Source organism: Rhizobium sp. BK098, assembly GCF_014193155.1.
Classification (GTDB): Bacteria; Pseudomonadota; Alphaproteobacteria; order Rhizobiales; family Rhizobiaceae; genus Rhizobium.
This window is the reverse complement of sequence record NZ_JACHYY010000001.1, coordinates 447,023-467,832: the sequence shown is the minus strand read 5'-3', so window position 1 is coordinate 467,832 and position 20,810 is coordinate 447,023. Positions and strand designations below refer to the sequence as shown.

The 20,810-nt window shown below is 58.9% G+C and carries 21 protein-coding genes; 4 read left to right on the top strand and 17 right to left on the bottom strand.

Going from position 1 to position 20,810, the window contains the following annotated elements:
- Positions 1-2: 2 nt before the first annotated feature.
- The 5 genes from FHT73_RS02275 to FHT73_RS02255 form a co-directional block, all read right to left on the bottom strand.
- The gene (locus tag FHT73_RS02275) at positions 3-5,969 is read right to left on the bottom strand and encodes a phage tail protein (RefSeq protein ID WP_183709597.1); all 5,967 of its coding nucleotides are present in this window, start codon (positions 5,967-5,969) and stop codon (positions 3-5) included.
- A 101-nt stretch (positions 5,970-6,070) separates the two neighbouring features.
- A complete protein-coding gene (locus tag FHT73_RS02270) occupies positions 6,071-6,499 on the bottom strand; it encodes a hypothetical protein (protein WP_183709596.1) in 429 nt (142 codons plus the stop codon).
- Complete coding sequence (locus tag FHT73_RS02265; protein ID WP_183709594.1) at positions 6,496-7,116, bottom strand: hypothetical protein; 621 nt, start codon at positions 7,114-7,116, stop codon at positions 6,496-6,498. The genes FHT73_RS02270 and FHT73_RS02265 overlap by 4 nt, the downstream gene beginning before the upstream one ends.
- A gap of 3 nt (positions 7,117-7,119) precedes the next feature.
- Positions 7,120-7,764 (bottom strand): hypothetical protein, encoded by a 645-nt coding sequence (locus FHT73_RS02260; protein ID WP_183709592.1) that lies wholly within the window; start codon positions 7,762-7,764, stop codon positions 7,120-7,122.
- A complete protein-coding gene (locus FHT73_RS02255; protein ID WP_183709590.1) occupies positions 7,764-10,283 on the bottom strand; it encodes a hypothetical protein in 2,520 nt (839 codons plus the stop codon). Before FHT73_RS02255 ends, FHT73_RS02260 begins: the two co-directional genes overlap by 1 nt.
- Before the next feature lie 262 nt (positions 10,284-10,545).
- Here FHT73_RS02255 and FHT73_RS02250 point away from each other — a divergent pair, with 262 nt between their 5' ends.
- The 4 genes from FHT73_RS02250 to FHT73_RS02235 all read left to right on the top strand — a co-directional run bounded on the left by FHT73_RS02250 (position 10,546) and on the right by FHT73_RS02235 (position 13,363).
- Positions 10,546-11,013, top strand: a complete 468-nt coding sequence (locus tag FHT73_RS02250; RefSeq protein ID WP_183709588.1) for a hypothetical protein — start codon at positions 10,546-10,548, stop codon at positions 11,011-11,013.
- Positions 11,014-11,383: 370 nt separating this feature from the next.
- Entirely contained in the window at positions 11,384-12,073 is a 690-nt protein-coding gene (locus tag FHT73_RS02245; protein WP_183709586.1) for a transposase, read from the top strand.
- Positions 12,074-12,224: 151 nt separating this feature from the next.
- Positions 12,225-12,677, top strand: coding sequence for a hypothetical protein (locus tag FHT73_RS02240; RefSeq protein ID WP_183709584.1), 453 nt, complete (start codon positions 12,225-12,227; stop codon positions 12,675-12,677).
- A 245-nt stretch (positions 12,678-12,922) separates the two neighbouring features.
- Entirely contained in the window at positions 12,923-13,363 is a 441-nt protein-coding gene (locus tag FHT73_RS02235; protein WP_183709582.1) for a hypothetical protein, read from the top strand.
- Positions 13,364-13,410: 47 nt separating this feature from the next.
- Here FHT73_RS02235 and FHT73_RS29395 read toward each other — a convergent pair whose 3' ends face one another.
- The 12 genes from FHT73_RS29395 to FHT73_RS02175 all read right to left on the bottom strand — a co-directional run bounded on the left by FHT73_RS29395 (position 13,411) and on the right by FHT73_RS02175 (position 20,774).
- Complete coding sequence (locus FHT73_RS29395; RefSeq protein WP_183709580.1) at positions 13,411-13,716, bottom strand: hypothetical protein; 306 nt, start codon at positions 13,714-13,716, stop codon at positions 13,411-13,413.
- A gap of 23 nt (positions 13,717-13,739) precedes the next feature.
- Positions 13,740-14,141, bottom strand: coding sequence for a hypothetical protein (locus FHT73_RS02225; protein WP_183709578.1), 402 nt, complete (start codon positions 14,139-14,141; stop codon positions 13,740-13,742).
- Positions 14,142-14,224: 83 nt separating this feature from the next.
- Entirely contained in the window at positions 14,225-14,710 is a 486-nt protein-coding gene (locus tag FHT73_RS02220; protein WP_113332842.1) for a hypothetical protein, read from the bottom strand.
- 3 nt (positions 14,711-14,713) lie between these two features.
- Positions 14,714-15,145, bottom strand: a complete 432-nt coding sequence (locus FHT73_RS02215; protein ID WP_183709576.1) for a phage tail terminator-like protein — start codon at positions 15,143-15,145, stop codon at positions 14,714-14,716.
- 36 nt (positions 15,146-15,181) lie between these two features.
- A complete protein-coding gene (locus tag FHT73_RS02210) occupies positions 15,182-15,574 on the bottom strand; it encodes an HK97 gp10 family phage protein (protein ID WP_183709574.1) in 393 nt (130 codons plus the stop codon).
- Between the two features lie 20 nt (positions 15,575-15,594).
- A complete protein-coding gene (locus tag FHT73_RS02205; protein WP_246712026.1) occupies positions 15,595-15,843 on the bottom strand; it encodes a hypothetical protein in 249 nt (82 codons plus the stop codon).
- On the bottom strand, positions 15,819-16,175 hold the full coding sequence (locus tag FHT73_RS02200; RefSeq protein ID WP_183709572.1) for a hypothetical protein: 357 nt from the start codon (positions 16,173-16,175) through the stop codon (positions 15,819-15,821). The genes FHT73_RS02205 and FHT73_RS02200 overlap by 25 nt, the downstream gene beginning before the upstream one ends.
- Positions 16,175-16,672 carry a DnaT-like ssDNA-binding protein gene (locus tag FHT73_RS02195; RefSeq protein ID WP_183709570.1) on the bottom strand — a complete coding sequence of 166 codons (498 nt, stop codon included), beginning with the start codon at positions 16,670-16,672 and terminating at the stop codon, positions 16,175-16,177. The genes FHT73_RS02200 and FHT73_RS02195 overlap by 1 nt, the downstream gene beginning before the upstream one ends.
- Positions 16,673-16,744: 72 nt before the next feature.
- On the bottom strand, positions 16,745-17,716 hold the full coding sequence (locus FHT73_RS02190; protein ID WP_183709568.1) for a DUF2184 domain-containing protein: 972 nt from the start codon (positions 17,714-17,716) through the stop codon (positions 16,745-16,747).
- A gap of 3 nt (positions 17,717-17,719) precedes the next feature.
- Entirely contained in the window at positions 17,720-18,190 is a 471-nt protein-coding gene (locus tag FHT73_RS02185; RefSeq protein ID WP_183709566.1) for a DUF2190 family protein, read from the bottom strand.
- 27 nt (positions 18,191-18,217) lie between these two features.
- Positions 18,218-19,333, bottom strand: coding sequence for a DUF2213 domain-containing protein (locus FHT73_RS02180; protein WP_183709564.1), 1,116 nt, complete (start codon positions 19,331-19,333; stop codon positions 18,218-18,220).
- A 100-nt stretch (positions 19,334-19,433) separates the two neighbouring features.
- A complete protein-coding gene (locus FHT73_RS02175) occupies positions 19,434-20,774 on the bottom strand; it encodes a phage portal protein (RefSeq protein ID WP_183709562.1) in 1,341 nt (446 codons plus the stop codon).
- Positions 20,775-20,810: the final 36 nt, after the last annotated feature.

The following is a 20,810-nucleotide window of genomic DNA, read 5'->3' as shown; positions in this document are numbered from 1 at the left end:
TCTCACCTCTTGAAGGCCGTGGCCGTGATGTTGGATTCGTTCCAGCCGACCGTATTGCGGGGGTTGTTGATCTGAATGGTATAAGTGTGATTGCCGCCGCCAGGCGTGTCGTAGAAGCCGGAAATGGCGATGTGGCCGGCCGTCCATGCCGTTTGCGTGGTCGAACCGTTGCTGCCGCCGCCAGTCGTGACCACTGTCTTGACGTTGGGCAAGAAGTAGACCTGCTGAAACAGCAGCGCGCCGTCCCGCAAGATATTGACACCAACATCCTGCGCGTTCGCGCTGTTGCCGTTCTGGTTTATCTGAGCAATCGACATGAAGTCGATCGTGACGCGGCCATCCCCTTCCACGTAGACCGTGCAGCTCACCAAATTGACGACTGAATCCGGCCCGACGTTTTGCGTGCCAGTAACCTTGCCCCATCCAATGGCGGTACAAGCGCCGCCCGCGATCCTGTCATAGGTGATGCCGCCGAGGATCAGCTTGTCGGTGGTGATCGCTCCGGTGGCAATCTGCCCTGCGGTTATGGCATTCGCGGCAATCTTGTTGGCGGTGATCGCACCATCCACGATCAGCTCGGCCGAGACGGCACGGCGCATCACCGGCTTCGACCAGTAGCACGAGCCACCGGTTCCGGCCGTCTTCTCCACCTGCAGGAGCATCGCAAGCTTGGTATAGCCGCTCGGCACTGTGTAGCGGCCCTGTAGACGCACCCATCCGTTCTTAACGGTGGTGCCCGTTACGGCGGCGAAACTCCACGTGCCGGAAGGCGTCTGGACTGCGGCATAAATATTCGCACCGTTAGGGTCAGTATTATAGACCCAGACATCGAAGGCATAGACTTCGCCAGCTGTTACGGTGATGAAGTTGGAGCGCGCGCAGTCGCGGCCGAGCGATTGCAGCATCCAGCCGGCCGCATCGCCGGAGGTCGTATCAAGATAGAAGGCCTGTTGGTTTTGAACGGTCCAGCCGTCTAACGTCCCGGTCTGCCAGCCATTATCGGCAATATTGGAAAAGTCGGTCATGACGAGCTGCTTGGCGGTAATGGCATTTGCCGCGATCTGGCCCGCGCCAATCGTGTTGGCTGCAATCTTGTCACCGGTAATCGAGCCACCCGCGATCGTGGTTGCGGTGACTGCCCCGGCCGCGATCGTACCGGCCGTGACCGCGTTCGCGGCGATCTTGCCAGCCGTCACCGCGTTCGCCGCGATCTTATCGGCCGTGACAGCGTTAGAGACAATATTGCCGCCCGCGATCATCGTGACGCCGCCGTCGCTCCACGGTGTCGCCTCGGTCTGATTGGGATTGGCCTCGCCGAAGTACATGCGCGTCAGCCAAAGATAGCTGTCGTTCTGACCGGCAATCGTTCCCTTCATCCGGAAGAAGACGATGACCCTGGCTGCGTTCGCCGGCATCTGAACCTTGCCCCAGAAACGCTGATAATTGGCAAGGTTCTTTTGCGGATCGAAATTCTGAGCGGCCGGAAAGATGCCCCATGACGGGTAGCTGATGAGGTTGCCGGCAGCGTCGAAAACCCCAAGATAGGGCTGCACGCCATTGCAGCGATGGCCGAAGTAATAGACGGACAGCTCGTACCAAGCGCCCGGTTTGACGGCGAACGTCTGACCGCTGCCATCCGCATTGACGGACCTGACACCGTACTCGACACCCTGATTGCCATTGCCCTGATAGATCTCGATCGCGCCGGGGATAGGGGCGTAGGTATCGGTGCGCAGGCTCAATCGGAAGCTGGCGGCCTCGTTCGAATATTCCGGAGCCCATCCGGTCAGGCCCGCAGACAGATCCGAGTTTGAAAGATAGTTGCCACCGCTGCCAACGGCGAGCGCCTGGCTGGAGATGGACCCGACCGCGAGCTTATCGGCCGTGATGGCACCGGCCGCGATCTGTGCGGCCGAGACAGCGGCGGCCGCGATCGTGCCTGCCGTAACCGAATTGGCGGCGATCTTGCCGGCAGTCACGGCATTTGCGGCAATCTTGTCGGCCGTGACAGCGTTCGCGATGATCCCGCCACCTGTGATCAGGACGATACCGCCATCGCTCCACGGTGTCGCTTCCGTCGCCGCTGCCGGGATGCGGCAAAGCATCGGTTTGTTGACGAACATGTAGCTGTCCGTCTGGCCGTTGTAGGTGTCGAGCTTGCGCAGATGAAGAGCGGCAGCAACAGCGTCGGCCGGAGCTGCGCCTGCCACGCGTAGCCGAAGCCAGAGGTCCGGATTGGTGCTGCTTCCGGCGACACCATCATTTATCGCAGGGCCTGTATAACCCGTGACAGAGCCATCAGCGCGCACCCATTGTATCCGCATCTCCACCTTGCAGCGATGCGCGGAAATATAGGCGGTTAGTTCGAGCCATTCTCCAGGCGCACAGGGCACAGCGTATGGCAGCGAGCCCGGCAGACCGTTGCCATCAGGGCGCTTCCATTGAACATCCGTATAGAAGCCGGTGGGACCGCTGGCCTGATAAAGCATCAGCGTCGGGTTGTTCGCGCCGGACCAAGGTTGGCCCGGTGGTCGAATGGCAAACGACAATCCCGGTATCGTTCCGCTGGTATAGATAACTCCCCAGCAATCCAGTCCCATCGTGAAGCTGGCATTTTGGAGGAGGTTCTTGCCGGAGCCGACCGCAAGCTTGTCGGTCGAAACCGAACCGGCTGCGATCTTGGCTGCCGTCACCGCTCCATCAACAATCAACTCGGCGCTGGCGGCGCGGCGCAGGCCGGGTTTGCCCCAAATGCAGTTTTTTCCGTTGGCCGCTGTCTTATTTACGCTGAACGTGGGCTGGAGCTGATAAACACCTGCCGGAATAGTGAAATTCGTGGAGAGATAGGTCCAGGCATTCTTGGCGGAGTTCGAGTTACCGATTGCCATCCAACCAGGCGGCGCGCTGTTACCGGACTGATCTTTGAGCCATGCGCCCATATAGGCGTCATTTGCCGTGTCAGTGTTATAGAACCACACGGATAGATTATAGGTTTCGCCGGGTGCTACCTTCAGAAGCGGTGCGCCCAAACGCAGTTGGTCTCGGGCATCGCATGCAACGATCCATGTGCCTTGCATCACGCTATTGCCGGTTTCCAGATAATAAGCTTGCTGTCCGAAAGTGGCCCACGCCACCATTGAGCCTGAGCTGAAACCGAGATCGATTAGGTTGTCGAAGCTGCCGACAAGGAGCTTATCAACAGTGATGGCTTTCGCGGCGATCTGTTGCGCACCGATCGCGCCGGCCGCGATCTGACCGGCCGCGATGCTATTGGCGGCAATCTTGTCGGCCGTCACAGCGCCGGCTGCGAGTGCATTGGCGGTAACCGAACCTGCCGCAAGCTTAGGAGTCGAAATCGCTCCATCGGAGATCTGCGTTCCGACGATCTGCCCGGCGATATCGCCGGCAGCCGTCGCCGCCGTCCAGGCGCTGCCGGTGTAGCGATAGAGCTTGTCGTCGGTCGTCAGATAGACCGTGCGGCCCTCGACATTGCCCGTCGTTGGCAGGCTCGCCACGATCTCTACCGGCCGGATACCCGAAGCGAATTTCGTCGCGTCCACGGCATTGGCGGCGAGCTTGTCGATCGTGATGGCGCTATCGGCGATCTGCGCGCTGTTCAAGGTGCCATTGATATCGATCGCAGCAACGGCGGCAGTCCACGCGCCGTTGTGATAGCGATAAAGCTTGCCGTCCGTCGTCAGGAACACCTGCCGGGCTTCGACATTGCCGGTCGTCGGCAGACTGGAAACGACTTCGACGGCCTTGATGCTGCTGGCGAGACTGGTCGCGTCCACCGCGCCCTGGGCGAGCTTGGCGGCGGTCACCGCGCCATCGGCAAGCTTGGTGGAGATCACCGCGCCGCTCGCCAACACGTCGGCCGTGACCGCCGCGACCTGCAGCTTGGCCGTCGAGACCGCCTGATCGGCCAGCTTCAGATTGGAAACCGCCTGATCCATGATCTTCGCGGCCGAGACGGCAGCATCGGCGATCTTCGATTGGATGATCGCCCCATCGAGAACATCGGCCGTCTGAATGAGGACGTTCGGCGTCTTCACCGTCAGCCAGGCCGACCAATCCGTTGCCCGGTTCGACTTCGGAAGATACCGGCCGCGCGCCTCATAATCGGTATTGGAGATCATCCAGTTTCCGGAGATGATCCATGAATATGGCGAGGCATACGGGTTGCTGTCGCTGTCGAAGACAACGTCGCCGGTTTCTTTGAGTCGCACCTGCACCCAAACGCTAGCGACGTCATCGAGATCCGGTGCGCAGCTGATCTTGATTGCCGGGCGGCGATCGATGCCGCCCGCATCCTTGATCGTCGAGGGTTCGACGGTCCAGCCTATCATCGGCTGCGACGGCGGCGTGATAGGGCCGAGCCATCCGATAGCAGTCGGCAACTGCAGGCCTGGATGCCAGTCGTAGTCGGCCGGGTCAACTTCCTTCAGCGTGACGACGATCAGGAAATTGGGCTGCGGCTCGACTTTGACGACGAGAAACTTCTTCTCCTCATAGCCGTTGCGAACCGACGACCAGGAAACGACGTCGTTCGGCTCCAGGGGATAGGCGTCCGGCGGCAGCGACACCTGATGCACGCGGAAGCGCCGGTAATCCTGGATCATCGCCAGGCCGACGCGCTGCACCTGGTTGGCGAAGGGTACGGCAAGCAGTTGGACTTGCGCCGGCAGACGGCGATTGCCGTCCTGCGCCTCAAGATCGGCATTATAGCGGCCCGGAGCATCCTTGGTCGCCCATTTTTCCGCGGGCTCGGGATATGTTGCCTCGATGGCGTTATAAGTCGCGGACAGCGAAGGAAACGGCTGGAAGTCCTGCTCCTCGGTAACGATGATATCGTCATCCGTGAAAGAATAGACCGCCGCGCCGGGCGTTCCCACAAGCATCTTGAAGATGCCGCCGACTTCCGCGATGCGGCCGTTGCAGCCCTTCAGCAGCTCGGAAATGGCATCGAGGGGCTCCTGATCGCATTGGATATCGTAGCCGGCACGGAAAGCTGGCTCGCTGCCACCGCCGTCGAGCTGGACGGACGCGTCGCAGGCATTCGCCGCTGCCATCCAGTTCGCCGCCGGCAGGCAGAAGGCGCCGATGTTCTGGCCGCCATAGACCCATTCTGACCCGTAGTAGACACCACGGGCAAGGTTGTAGGTCATCACAGCCGGGTTGGTGCTAGGCTCCCACGTCGAAGGATCGGCCCAGCGATGCGCACCGTTGCCGCCGACGGAGGAATCCTTGCGGACATCGTAGAGCGGCAGCGGGTGCGGCTCGAAAAGGCCGGCAGGTACGCCCTTGAAAAGGTCAGTATTATAGCGCGAGGTGAGGATGACGACCTGGCAGCCGCGACCGATCATGGTCGGTTTCCAGGGTCGTTCGGCATGGGAGCCAAACTTTGCCATCAGGAAAGGATCGGGGCTCGTCTGTGTGCCGTCGAGGAACTTGATCCAGAGATAGTCCTTACCCTTAACGCGATATTGCAGAACCGGGAAACCGCGACCATCGGGGTGCGGCTCTTCCCAAAGCACGCCGACCTTCTGGTCGTCGATCCAGATGCTGGTCAGGCCGCGTTCGCCGGCGCGGTTCGGAAGGCTGCCAATTTCGATGACATCGGTGAAATAGGCGTTCGGCGTCTTGCCGTCCTCGCCCCAGGTGCCGGCATATTTGCGCTTGCCGGCGGTCGCGTAGCTGCCGATGATGAAGGACATCGCATGATCGTCCCCCATGCTGATCTCGAGCTTCGTTCCGGCTGGCTGGGGCTTATCCTTCTTCGCGAGCGCCTTTTCGACCAGAGACAGGCCGATATTGATGGCAACGGTCAATACAAGTTTGCCGATGGCGCCGATCGAGCTGAAGAAGCCCGCAATCGAGGTGATCGCCAGGCTGATCGGTTCGGCATGCGCCGCATCCGCCATCAGCAAGAAACTGAGGACGTTCAGAAGCAGGATGAGATATTTCATGGATCGGACGACCTCGATTGGCGCATGGGAAAGGGTCGTCGCGGGCAGAGCCGCGCCGAAATGTCACCGGTCAGAGATAAAATTGATATCGAGAGGCCGGATTAGCCGACCTTGAAGGCCCGCTTGGCGTCGAGCAGATCTACCGTGCCGAGCCCGGTCTCGCGCAGCACGAAGATGCGCTCGCCATTGACGACACCGAGCGCGTAGCCGAAGGGGCCTTCATGCGGGACCGCGGCGATATCGCCGATGCCGGCTTTGCTTGGGTGGATCTCCGGCAGCATGCTGGCAACGAGATCGGCAAGATTGTCGAAGCCCGCCGCCTTCATCGTTTTCAGCGCGCCGGCAGCGGTCGAATACTCCCCGCGAAACTGGGCGGCGCAATCGACGCCGGTGATCGCCAGCACCAGATTGCCGGCAAGACCCGGGCCGCAATCATGGCTGCCCCAGGCAAAGGGCGTCCGCTTCAGCCGGTCGATCTCGTCGACGAAGCAGGCACGCCAGTTCTTGACCCTGACAAGATCGCTGTTCATTTCTGCCCCCAGGGGATCTGCCAATTGGCGACGGTGCTGGAATAAAGGCCGAATTCATCGCCGCTGCGGCGCTTCTGGCCTTCATAGGAGGATTTGGCCGGATTGGTCCGCTCCAACATGGCGATGGCGGCGGAGATGGCTGAAATCTCGATATCGCCATCCTGCCCGACGGCCGGCGTCTTCACCGGCGCGCCGTCGGCAACGCCGAGAAAGGCGATTTCCGGCGCGGCACTCGGCAGGCGCGTGCCGGTATCGAACGACATGTCGTGGATTTCGATCGGCGCCAGCCGCAGGTCGTAGCCGCGCACGAGCTGCTGCACGGCTGGCGCGATCTGGCCTATGGTGATGGTCACGGTCTGGATCGTGAGATCCGCCGTGCGCGGGATCGGGCTTACCTGCAGATTAAGGCCGCCATAATAGGTCCGCGCCTCCGGCAGACCGGTGACGCCGGAGGTAACGGTGATGTTTATGTCGTCGTCGCCGGTCCAGAGGCCGATCGAGGCCGGCGCGCCGTTGGCGAGATCCTTGCCGGTGATCCAGACGAAACGACGGGGCACAAGCCCCTTGTCGCGCGCGCCGGTCAGCGCCGCGAAGAAGGCGGAGGTGATGTTCTTCATCGTCTATTTCTTTTGGATGATCTTGAAGGTGGCGCCCGTGGTGATCGGGCCGCTCGCGGTGCCGGGATTGTGGCTGCCCGGCATGACCAGGCATTTGCAGGCCGGCAGCAGCAGCGTCACGCCGAGACCGGCGGCAAAGCCCGCCGGCAGATGCGGGAAGACGCCGAAGACGGGTGTGATCCCCTCCCCGCTGGCGCTTACCGTTTCCGAAATTTCGAGAAAGGCATAGCGGCCGCCATAGCCGACCTGCATCTTATCGCCGACGGTCAGCCGATAACCGGCCGGCAGGCCCTTGAGGCTCAGCGAGGCGTTGTCGGCCCCGAGCGCTGAGACGCTGACCGCAGCGCTGCCGAGCTTCGTCCCGTCAGGATCGGCCTGCGGATATTTCGACAGCGGATCATAAAGAAAAAGCGCCTCCTGGGCGCCGTGCAGTTTGCGGATGCGGGCGGCGATCTGTTTCGCCTCCGCATTGTACATGTCGGAGAGCGTCACCGTGCCAGTCCAGAGCGGCGGCGCCAGCTCCGCCTGCCAGACCCGGCCATCGCCGGAGCCGGAAAGCTCGTCATTGCGCTGGATGTCCCAGACGATGCTGGAGATCTTCAGAAGATCGGCAAAGGCCGACAGGCTGTAGGGATAGGAAACGGCCATCAGCGCCTCCGGGGATTGCGGTTGATCTGCGCGACGCGATCGGGAAGCTGCTGATTGAAATCACTCAGCCCCTGCCGCGTCGAACTCTGCGCTTCAGATTGCGCGACATTCTTCACATAGGCTTTCAGATTGCCGTCCTCATCGACGGAAACGCCGACAGTGACATGCACGCCGGAAGCGGAGCCGGAGGCATCGTTCTGATTGTCAGCCCGGAGGCGACGGACGGGAACGGCGGCATCCGGCTGCGCCCGCAGCAATTGCGGCCCGCCCTCGCCGACCACGCCGCCATCGGCATAACCGCGCCGGCCAAGCCGCATCGCCTCGACGACGCCGACGCCGCCGGCCCGGGCAATATCCTTCTGGCTCCAGACGATCTCGCCGGCATGAACGATGCCGGCCGGCTCATGCTTGCCGCCGGGGCCGGTATAACCGCCATCGGCCCAAAGGCCGGGAATACCGCTCGCGACGGCCGCCGCCTGCGGCGATCGCGCGAGAATGCCGAGATCCAACCCGCCGCCTCCGCCGAAGAGCCCGCCAAGGATGCTACCGCCACCGAACAGCCCGCCGCCTGCGGTAGCACTGTTGACCTTGAACAGGCTGTTGAGCACATCGTTCAGCAACCTGTCGGAAATCTTGGTGAGCACGGAAATCGCGGCCTTCCCCATAGACTTCCAGAGACCCTCGCCATTGCGCAAGCCGCTGACCAGCGTCGAGGCGAAATCGCCGGCTAGCTCGCGGGCATATTTCAGCTGTTCATTGTAGCGAATGATATTGGCCGAGGCCGAATTCATATCGACCGGCAGGCCATATTGCTTCTGTGTCGAGGCGACCGTCTGATCGATGGTCGAGCGGCCCATCTGCTCCTGCTGGAACTGGATATCGCCCGAAAGCTTCTGCAGCGACTGCGCCTCAGCGACACGCCGATAGGCATCAGCCTGGTCGTTGGCCGCCTTGGTCAATTGCGGCATTTGCGCCAACTGCACGGCGCAGCTTTTCTGAAGCTCGTCCTGACTTTGCTTCAGCGTGACAACCTTCGACTTCACATTGTCTGTCGCGGTGGCGGATTGAGCGGAGGTCTGAGTTCCGAGTTTGGTCTGTTCAATGTTGGCTTGACGGGATTTAGCGGTTTCTCGAAAACTCCGGTCCAATCTTTGTTGCGCGTCTATTTCGGCATTTGCATCTGTTATTGCCGACCTAAATTGGCCAAAGGAGAAACGATCTGTAACAGCTGTTAGAGAAGTAAATCCCTTCAATGCTCCGGAAATATTTGGCGCTACCAGACCCGTAGAGGCGATGATTTGGTCCCAAAAGTTCTTAGGCATCGAACTATTAACTGAGGGAACAACGCCGCCATTTCCACTTTGATTATTCGCGCCACTCAAGCTGCTTGCATTCGGCCCGCGCTGGCTGGCAGCGCTTCCGTCAGTTGAAGACTGTTTCACCATGACACTCAGGGCATTCTGCGCTTGCTCTCGCAGTCGGCCTATCGACTCCAATTCCGCAATCATCTGATTACTGGGACTGCGAAATGCGTCTTGCATCGCCCGGAGTCGAGGTACGAACTCCGCGTTTTCAGGTTTGCTTAATGCCTCATCGAAACTTTGGTTTACACGATCAACATGCGCCTTCGTTAAGTCGCTCTTCGCCAGAGCATTTTTCATTTCATTGTACGAAATTGCGATCTTGTCGAAAGGTCCATCTGGTCTAATGCCAAATGGATCTTTAGTAAAAACCGAAGCATAGCTATCGAAATCTTTGTATTTTCCACTAAATAATCTTAAAGAATCTTCAATATTATCATACTTTTTATTTATATCTATCCGTGGAGTGATAATTATATCAGACAATCTTTTCTTTTCACGCGCTATTCTAAGATCATCCTTATATTGTGGAATTTCATCGCCGGAGTCTTCATATCTTTTTTTAGCGTACGTGTATCGGTTATCTGTTTCAGCCTGAAACTTCAGTAGCCTATTATAGACAGTTTTATCGATCTCACCGTCCAGAAAGCTGGATACAATTTGAGACCCAATCTTCATGTCCTTCCTGGGAATGAAGCCTGCACTTTCTTTCAAGAACCCACTAAGAAGTTCAGCGCCTTTCTGCTCATCTGTCTTAAGGAGGGGCTGTCCCGTTTGGGACGATTGATCAAGCATAAACTTGAGGCTTGCGCCACCGCGGAGAGATTCGAAATTCGCCGAATTTGACGGCACCATATTGGATGCCTTGCCGACGCCATTGGCATGCTCTTGTACCGCTTTCAGTGAAACTACTAGCTGAGTGGACTTCCCAATTGTTTTTGCAAATGCTGTCCCAAGATCAACAATTCCTGCGCCTATTTTGGAAATCGAGCTGCCACTCAAACGACTATTGTCACTCAAGACACCCATTGCGCGCGCAGCGGCTCCGATCGCTTTCTCTGTTCGCATTGCAGTTGCAGCCCAAGCATCTAAATAGCTCGTCGCGGCGCGCAAGTTGGACGTGTCGACCCCAACTCCCAATGTGGCAACATCGGCCATATTCTTTCCTTTTCGGTGTATCTCGTTTTAAGGGCAAACAGAGAAAAAGCGGGAATAGCAATGAACAGAAGGATGCTTCTCACGGCATTCTGCGGGCGCAAGGTCATCACAGAAACCTTAGCCGACTATGTGAGAGATCAGCGCGTCATCCAGAACATTTACAGAACGCGTCATTGACACGCTAAATCTTTGCGTGCAACATTCGCCAGAGTTGCAAATATACGATCTACCACCCAATGAACCTATCGAGCATCTTCATCCGATGAAGCCCATAACAAGCGTCATAAGCCTGATGATTGCGACATTGCTTTTAAGCGGTTGCAATGATTCAGATTCAAAAATGGTCACGGCATGCGAAACGGCTCTCAAGGAGCGTCTTTTAGCGCCGTCGTTGTATAAGCGTATTGAAATTGATGAGACAAAAATGCCTGCCGACCATGAGTCGTATGAAGCTAGGCTTGTTAAAAGAAGCCAACGCGATCCCGGCTTTACCGATGAAAGGATAAAGGATCGTCTAAGCAGATTCGATAAGGGCTTATCAAATCCCGTCCTCCTGGCCGTTTTTATTAGATACGACAGTCCAAATATCTATGGAACACCTATAAGGTATCACGCTACGTGCGGGTATCTCGACGATCCTGAAGATCACTCAGAGCCAACAGCGTATAACGTCGAAGTTAATGGTAAAACGGACAACGAGTGGAGCGATAGCAAAGCGGCGCGCTACTAAAGCGCACCGCAGAAATCCGCTGCCCCGCCCCGCCTCCGCGCCCTAATCGCTTCCGTCTCCTCTTCCATCGAATACGCAAGCGCATTTGGGAGCGATTAGACGGCTAGCGAATTCGCCGTCCGCATCTATGGCGATACCAGATTGGAATGGCTGAAAAAACTGCGGCAATGAGAGGATAAATCGCGAGTTGCAACATCGAGCGCTGGCCTCCGACACCGGAAGAGGAGTTTAGATACTCAATACCAATTACCCCTTATATTGGATGGGTTCGCGATAAGCTTAGGTGGCTCTTCGAGTGAGTACTGATATCCAACTTTGAATTACGGTGACAGTGCACTCAATAAACTTTCAGATCTGACCAACACAGCCAATGGCCCGTCTCGCTCGTATCGTCATCCCCGATACCCCACATCATGTTACCCAACGCGGCAACGGGCGGGCGCAAACCTTCTTTTGCGATGATGACTATGCGCTCTATCGCGATCTCCTGGCCCATCATTGTAGTGCCGCCGGCGTAGAAGTCTGGGGCTGGGTGTTGATGCCCAATCATGTTCACCTCATCCTCGTTCCGGCGGATTCCGACGGTATTCGCCGCGCACTATCTCGCGTTCATCGCACCTATGCCGGCCATATCCATGCAAGGCTGCGCCGGACCGGCCATTTCTGGCAGGGCCGCTTCGGTTGTGTCGCCATGGATGAAGAGCATCTGGCGGCAGCGCTCCGCTACGTCGCCCTCAATCCGGTGCGCGCTCGCCTTGTCGAGCGGGCTGCCGATTGGCGATGGTCGAGTGTCGCGGCCCAACTTGGACTGATTGAGGATGACGGCGTCACGACCACAGCACCGGTTCGCGCTCGCTTTCCCGATTTCGCCGCCCTCCTCACTGCCGGAGAAGAAGAGATGGCGTTTGCTGCGCTTCGCCGAGCAGAAAGCATCGGCCGCCCCATCGGCAACACCGACTTTTTAGACCGGCTCGAAGACCTCACCGACGCCACCCTCGAGCCGGCTCCTCGCGGCCGCAAAGCCAAGGTCGTCGTTGGAATTAGTGCACTGTCACCGTAATTCCCGCTTACCTCCTTCAAGGCATTGATCTCTTTGGTAGCAGTACGCACTTCCGAGCCGTCAACAGAAATACCAAGGGTTGCGATGTCTGACACTGGTGTACCTTTCAAAATAATGCCAGAAATCACCCCGGATACTATTGGGGGATTTCATGAAGCTAATTTCAAATGTTGCGGCCATATCGCTTCTGTTGCCGCTTTTAAGCGGTTGCGACTTCTTTGATGCGAAAATCGTCACCATTTGCGAAGCCGCTCTGAAGCAGCGCTTGCTCTCACCTACGGACTATAAAAGGGTCGAGATCAGCCGCTCCGAGAAGATCCTTAATGGAGCGGAATATCTTGCCAGCCTCCAGGACTTGAAACTTTCAGCAGCGATCATTCAAAGAGACATGAGAGATTTCGATGCAGGCAAAGTAAAACCCGTCCAAATCAATATTTTCATCAAATATGACACGCCCAATAGTTTTGGGGTGCCGATCCGAAGTTCGGTGGACTGTGAAGATATCAGCCTTGCGGGAGATGGCTCTGGCTCCAGCAAGTTTTCAGTCAAAATCAACGGCAAAACCGAAACCGAGTGGATAGCAGCGGGCGGTCTGAGAGAATAATGGAAAAGCACACTTAGACGACTTACTTATTCGCCGCGCACTGTCTCGCGTTCATCGCAGCTATGCCGGCCATATCCATTCAAGGCTGCGCCGTACCGGCCATTTCTGGCAGGTCTTGAAGACATCTATAGAGGCTCTGATATCATCAGATATGAAAACGGTACCCAGAATTGCAATATCTCTTCACTGGTGCCCCTTTCAAAAAGATGCGAAATACAACCCCACGTATCGCCTTGGGGGATTCCATGAACTCGATTTGGAGACTAAGTGCCTTGCTTTTTCTGCTGCCACTATTGAGCAGTTGCGACTTTTTCGACTCAAAGATTGTTCAGTCGTGCGAAGCAGGCCTTAAAAGGAAGCTAACGTCGCCGTCGGGATATAAGCGTATCGAGATCACACAGCATGAGTCAACTCTCAGTCGGCCAGAATACGCGGCTTATCTTGCCGATAGAGAGCAGCGCATATATGGCGGCAAGCGGGTGCTGACCGAGACGTTTTTGCGGGACTTTGACGAAGGGCGACAAAAGCCCGTTTTATTTACTCTCTATATCAACTACGATGAGCCGAATACTTACGGGACGCCCATACGGCACATTTCAAAATGCACTTATGTCGGTAATGACGCTTCAAACGTTTTGGAACCAGATGTATCAGTGGATGGAATGACCTGGGCGGATTTGCATTGATCATATCGTCGGCAAAATCGCAGGAAGATTGTTGGAAAGCAAAATGATCACCCCGCCTCCCGCGCCCTGATCGCCTCCGTCTCCTCCTCCACCACCTGGCAATAGCGCCCATCCATCACCTTCAGCACGGCGACGTCCTCACGGCGCAGCAGGTTGCCGGTCAGTTGCAGCCAGGCCAGCATTTCCTGGTGGGAGAGCGGCGCCGGGCCGGAAAATCCGGAAGCCTGCGCCGACCGCAGGTCCCAGAACCAGTCCCAGAGCGTATGGCCGGCCTCCGGCACCTCGGCCTCCGGGCTGATAAGCTCAAAGGCCTCGTTGCGTTCGCGCCGGGTCTCGCCGCTGGCGTCGCGCACACAATCATAGCGTGCAACGACCCTTACGGCTTCTGAAAGCCCTTCGGCAAGCTCTTCATAAAATTTGCGCGGTCCTCCGAGGCGCCGGCCACCTGATCGTAGATCCAGCCGGCGTCCTCGACGACTTCGCGGGCCTTCTCGAAGGAGAGCGCGGGCTGCTCGCCCTTCCACTGCTGCTCGCCCCAGTTCCAGGAGGCGATGGCGGCGGCGGCCTTGTCGAGATATTCGGCCTCGACCTTGCTGGTCGTCAGCTTCTTCTTGCGGCTGGCGAGGAAGCGGTCGCTATGCTGGCGAACGATCTTCTTCACCTCGTTGCTCTCGGCCGAGCGGATCATGAAGGAGATGCCGAGCGGCTCCTCGGTGGCCGGATGCAGGAGCTGCAGCTCGAAGAGATCTTCGGAATTGACGAGACTGGAGATATCCAAGGAAACACCTTATCGGTTGGGACGTAATCGAGTGGCAGCGCGCCGCAGGAGAGCGACGCGCGCAAAATTCCGTAAGATAGCGCTTACGGCGTGGTGACGGGATCGACGCGGATCGGCAGCTGGTTGAGGCCGATCTTGAACTTCTCCAGATCGAAATCGTCGGAGCCGCCGCCGGGATAAAGAGGGCCGGAAACGACGCCGCGCGAATAGAACACCGTGTTGGTCTTGCCCTGCGGCGCGTCGTTGCGCTCCACCTTGATCGCCATGTTGTTGACGTTAAGGGGATCGCCGAAGGTGCGCAGGATATCCTGGCCCGGATCGTCGGCGATGGAGGCGACTTCGAGCTCCGGATCGCCGGCGTTGGAAACGCCCTTCTGCTTCTGCTGCACCGGCTCATCCAGCGTATCGTAGTGGTTGATGGTGGAGTCCGAGCCGAAATCGCCGACCTTGCCCACCTTGCCCACCTGCACCCAGGTCAGCGCGGCATAGGCCGTGGCCGTGAGATCGGTATTCTGGGGCGTCTCGCATACGTAGACTTTCGAGCCCTTCTTCGTGCTTTTGTTCGCCATGGATCATGTCTCCGGTTCAAAGGCGGTGTAGGGAATGGTGACCGGTATTTGCACCCGGTCATCCTCTTGGATCGGGCCTGCGGCCCACGGCTCGCTGCTGATCGTGATCTTCACACCAGCGGCGAACAGCGTCTTGTTGTTGAAATGGTCGATGACCTGACCGGCGGCATCGAGTGGCTTGATCAGCCCGCCGCCGGCCTTCCAATAGACGGAAACCTGCAGAAGCCCGAGCTTCTGCTGCGGATCGTCGCCGAGCGTTACCTGCCGGGGACGGTTGGGCAGGTAGCTGACGGCCAGATAATTATCCGGCTTTTCTTGCCCCGCCGGGGGAAAGGCAATGCCCGGCTGCGCCACCGGCAATGGCGGCTGGAATTGGAGTGCTGCCAGATGGTCCAGCAGCGCAACCAGAATGAGAGCGTCCGTTGCCGTCGCCATGCGTCACCTTGTCTAGATTGTTGAGATTTCGAGCGATCAGTCGGCAGTGTCGCGCGCGGCGCGCTCGACGATGTCAGGCCATTGGCGCGCCGCAAGCCGCACCATGCCCTGCCCTGCCTGCCCATCCTTGCCATATTCGACGGCAGCGGCGTGCGGCGCAGTGAAGCCCATGTGGATCATGCCGCCCAATGGCACGCCGAGCCCGACCAAATCGACCGGCTGGCCTTCATCAGATCCCTCCGCGTCCCTGCTTTGCCGTGGCGGGGCGGAGACCCGGAAGGAATTGACAAGTTCGCCGGAGGCCACAGGCGTTGCCTCGACAATCGCCTCGGCTAGCCGTTGTGCAGAGAGGTTCGCCACCTCCTCCATGCGCTTCTTGGTCCGCTCGGCCCAGGCGGCGATATCGGCGGAAAAATTAGAGGAAGCCATATCGATTGCCCTTCATAAGCTTATGCGTCATCGGCGGCGTCGCCGGGTGAAGAGCCACGCCGCTCGAAATTCAAAAGCGTAAGATGGCCGTAACGAGCGCGAACCGCAGGTCTGGCGATTTGGGATTCCGCCTTCGCCCCGCCACTCCTCTCAATCCCCGGCAATGGTGAAACCCGATTGAGCAGCAGAATGACTCGTGACAGCAGCCAAAGCGTCAGGATCGTCTTGAAACGCACCAGCGCCTTCATCGCCGCACCTGCAACTGCCAAAAGACGACCGTCCCGCCCGGCGACAGCGGTTGGATATCGACGATCGCATGCTCGATGCCGCCGATCAGCACCTTGTCGGCCAATGTAGGCGTGATCGATAGCCCCTCGGTCGAGAGATAGATCATGCGATCCCCACGCTGGATCAGCATGTCAGCCACATGCACCTGGCTCTGATCGAGATCGACGAACGAGCAGGCAAAGTCCTCACTCGTCTGAACCGGATCGTAATCCGGACCGGCACTCGCGATACGCCGCAGGCTGCCCTTCTGGCCAAACTTGGCGATCAAACGCTCGGCGGTCGATCGCACTTTGTCGTAATCGAAAGCAACCATCACACCACCAGAATGCCAGGGAGTACTGGGCGTAGAAGGGGATAAAGAAGCCCATCGAGCTTGGTCAGCACCGGCCTTGCGGAGGCAATCAACTCATCGCTCGTGTTGGCAACGGCATATTCCGTCTCCAGCGGCCCCACCTTCTCGCGCTTGATCGTGCGAGCCGCAACGATGACCGGCGTCAAGCTGCCGGGCTCCACAAGCTCGAGCGCCGCCGCCTCATAGGCTGCATAAGTCACGGCCAGCGGCAGTGCATCATCGGCGATCACTTCACCATTCACCGTCTTTGCCTCGCTGCGAGGCCAAGACAAGGCTTGATCATAGCCCCTGGTTCGCCGCCCGCTGAATTTGGGCTCGTAGAGGCTATCGACGGCGTGCGATCCACGCACCAGCGCCGCCAGCCGATCGCCGTCGCTGGCCGCGGCCCAGCTGGTATTGGCACGATCGGCGAAATAGGCATCGGCGGCGGCAAGCGTGCCGTAAAAGGATGCGGACATGAAAGCTCCGTGTCGATCGTTGGGAAGACAGATGCCCTCTCCCCGCGCGAAGCGGAGAGAGGGAGATCAGCGTCAGGCCGCAGCCGTGATCTCGTCGCCATAGGCCATCGCCGCCGGCAGACGCACCTCGGTGCCGCCGGTGCGGGCGATGATGCCGGTCTCGAAGCTCATGATCGACTTCTGACGCGGCTGCAGCACGCGGCGCGGCATCGGCAGATGGAAGCGCAGCACTTCCGGATCGCGGCGATAGACAACCATGCGCCCGCCGCCGTCCTGTGAGGCCGTCGCAAGCTCACGCAGCGGCTGGATATCGAGCGGCTGGCCCGTCTCCGCCGTGTAGACGTTCCCGCGACGCAGGAAATCCAGCACGGTGATGTAGCCGTCGCCGTCGGCGAGCCGCTTGGTGGCGATCAGGCGGAAGGCTTCCGGCGGCAGGCGCAGGCTGTCGATCCACTCGACTTCGCCGGTCCGCTGCCGCACGCCGCCGATAAGATCGTTGACGTCGCGCAGGATCTGGTCGGCCGTCTTGGCAGACCAGCGGGTCGAGCCGCCTGTGCCATCAGCAGCGACGTCGACGCGCGACACCTTCGGATCATTGACGAAACCGGTCCAGCCCTTTTCCGTCGAGCCGGTCATGGCGACGGAATTGAGCAGGCGTTCGATCTTATCGGCGGCGAAAATGGCGTTGGAAGCATTGAGATCGAGATTGTAGAGGGCGGCCTGGTTGACCTCTTCGAGGTTCCACTCCCAGCCCGAGCCGATCATCGCGAAATCATGGCTGGCGCTGTCGCGGGTCGACTGGTTGAACGGCATGTCCGTGCCAGTAGCCGAGAGGAACTTTGCCTCGCCGGCGCTGTCGACGGTGAAGAAGGTCGTGCCGGAAGCCCATTCATTGCCTTCGGTGACGACGGGAACATGGAGGCCGTAATTGAAGGTCGGATAGCGGCGCTGATAGATGCGCGTCTCGATATTGCGCCCCTGCGCGATGACGAAGGAATAAGCGGCCTGGGCGTCGGCAAACTGCTGTCGAACGAATTGGTTCATGGATTAGGCGCTCCTGTGCTTGAGCGAGATTTCGACGATGTCGCCGTTGCTGCCGCTCGTATCGAAGAAACAATCGGGAATGGGGCCGACGATGCCGGTGCCAGCTGCGTTCACGTAGGCGTCGGTCGTGGGATTGTAATAGACGGCGTCACCATCCGAGACCGCGCCGCCGGTCCGTACATACATCTGACCGGAGGTCAGGAATGCGCCGGTGACGAACTGAGCATAGCCGCCAGCCGGAGCCACATCGGGAAGCACATTCGGCGTCAGCACGGCAATGCCGATGAACTTGCCACCGGCAGCGAAGGGTGCCACGCCGTGATCGGCAAGGCCGCGCTGAACGGGCTGGCCGAACTTGATGCCGGCTGCGGTTTCGACCGTGCGGCTGATCTTATTGGCCTTTTCCTCAGAAGCGATCTGCCCGTGCAGGCCCTTCCGAGGAGCGTTTCCATAGGTGGTCTGATAAGTCGCCATTGAAGCGTCTCCTTTTCGTTGACCTGGTTAAGAGGGGTTGGCAGCCAGATGCGCGCTCTCGAGATCGCGCACCATGGCGGCGTAGGCGGCAAAGACTAGGGATGTGGATGGCTGCGTCGGGCTGATGCCGTCCTTGATGGCATCAGCAAAAAGATCCGGCTTCTTGCGTAGTCCTTCGGCCAGCATGTCGAAGCGGGCATCGATATAGGCGTCCGATCGACCCTGTACGGCCCCCTCGCCTGCCTTGGCGATCACGACGGCTTTGCGGATGGCAGCGTCCGAAAGACCGGATGTCTGGATATTATCGGCAATCGCCTTGGCAAGGCCGATCAGATCGGCGCGCGCCTCAGCGCGGCGCTCGATCTCCGCTTCGTCGAGAAGAGCGGCTTTCAGCGTATCGAGCTCGGCATCTCGGACGGCAATCGCCTTCTGATGGCCGGCCTCGGCGTCAGCAAGGCGCTGCCGCAATGTCGTGATGATCTCTGCGGCCTGATCGGAAACTTCGATCTCGACGCTATCAATCATGATCGTCTTCGTGGGCATCATTCCTTCCTTGCTTTGCTTGTCATCGGAAAGGGGGCGTGGGGCTGCGAGAGGAGAGCAGCCCCACGGTGCAGCGGCATCGCCGATGCGGACTTTCGAACCCGCCCGGCCACGGCGCACAATGGCGATATGGTTGATGCGAATGTTTCGCTGGATGGCGTCATAGGCCTCGCCGGCAGGCGTCACGCCGGCGGTGAAATCGAGATCGCAGACATAGCCGGCGGAAAGCTCCTGTTTCCCGCTTTCGATGGCTTGGATCGTTTCCTCGTCGCTGACCATCAGCGGCACGCGCAGGAAGATGCCCTCACCGCTAATCTCGTCTCCGGTCTGGCCGACGGCGTACTTCTTCCAGTTTTCCGATGTGACCATCTCAGGTGGATGCTCGTTTGTCACCGGGCGGTGAGCGGCGCTCTTGAGCGTGTCTTCGGAAAAGACCTCGCCACCGGGCCGGTAGATCCGTACCGTCGGCATTTCGGGCCTGCCGATTTCGGCGCCGGCATAGGTTTGAATGCCAGTGCGGGCGATGCGGGCGTCGGCCACAAGGTAGCCGTCCCCCGTCCGCCGCGTCCCCGCGACGGTGACAGTGTCTGTGAAATTCATGTTGGGATTTCTCCTGGCCGAAGCCAATCTGGTTCGGGTTAAAGCCACTCACCGAGGCAAAGCGGGTCCATCGCGTCGACGGCGCGACGTCGTCGGTTCGTTAGGTCGCGCGGGGATCCGTTTCGGATTGCTCGACCTCATCCGATTGGCTGGATGTCTTTGCTGCCGTCTCCAAACCCGGCAGCGATCCATCCTCTACAAAGGTATTCAAGAGTGCCTTTGTGAGCGCTTCACGAGGAATGATTTCCTCTCCCTGAGTGGAGCCAAACAAGGCTCGCGCCGCCTCAGCCTTCGTCTTGAAGATATCGGCCCGCTCTTTCTCACTCATCTGCTCCAGCGGTGCCCAGGTCGAATAGATGGCGGGATCGCGCGAACCGGTGGCAGAGCGGATGAGACACTCGTCAAGCCGGGACATTGCCGGCGTATAATCAAGCTCCTGAATGGCCTGGATGCGATCGTGATAATTCTTCATATCGGCCGTGCCCGTCGCATTCATGCCGGCGGGAGACTGACCAAGCAATCGCGTGACCGGAATGTCGGCCGCGCCGGCGACGATCTGCAGGAAGGCCATCAAAATGTCAGTCAGGCCGGAGAGTGGCGCGCTCTTGCTGTCGTACTCTTCTTCGGCGTCAAGGATCAGTGTACCGTTGACCCCCTTAATGGTATTGGCGAGCGCGTAGCGGCGCAGCACGGCATCTTCGTAAGCCTGATTGCCGATATTGGCAGAGAATTGCGGGACCTTGATGATATCGATCTTGGCTTCAAAAACCAGGCTGGCGATATTGGCGGCGGTGCTGTCGGCATTCTTGATCGCGTCGAAAGTCGCAGTGAGTACGCTTTCGCCCCAAGCCTGGTTACCCATTCCAACAAACTCTTCATGCGGCGTCATCGCACCCTTGAAGATGACGAGCCGAGAGGGATGGATGGTCACCTGCACACCGTTGGCACCGGTCAGCGTGTAGAATTTGGGCTTGCCATACCATTCCGAGGTCGGATCACTATCAATATCGCCAGCAGCCAATTGGCGACGCGCCAGCACCGTCAAATGCTTGAGGCCACCCTTGCCGACGCGCTCCGCTTCAAGCGGCAACGCTGGATCGGCATCTTCCGAGCCGATGAACAGGGCAGCACCACCGAAAAGCCGCGCTTTCGTCGCCGCTTCCAACACTTTGCCGCGAAGATTGAGCCGGCGCTCCTCCGCATCGAGCAAGCCAATCTGATCACTCGCAGCTTGCCAGTTTCGCCATTTCCTGCAGCTATCCAGCGCCGGAATATCGACGATTTTGCGCGGCAGCCAGGAGCCGCGATAGGCGGCAATGATCTGCTCGTCCGTCAGGATCGGCTGCGTGTAGAAAACCGATGCCGCCTTGTCACGGTCGGTGCCCATGTGGGATGCAAGGCTCACCAATCCATCGCGAACCATCGAGAATACCTGCCCCATGGATTGTCCTTTGATATCGTGTGATGAAGAAGCTCG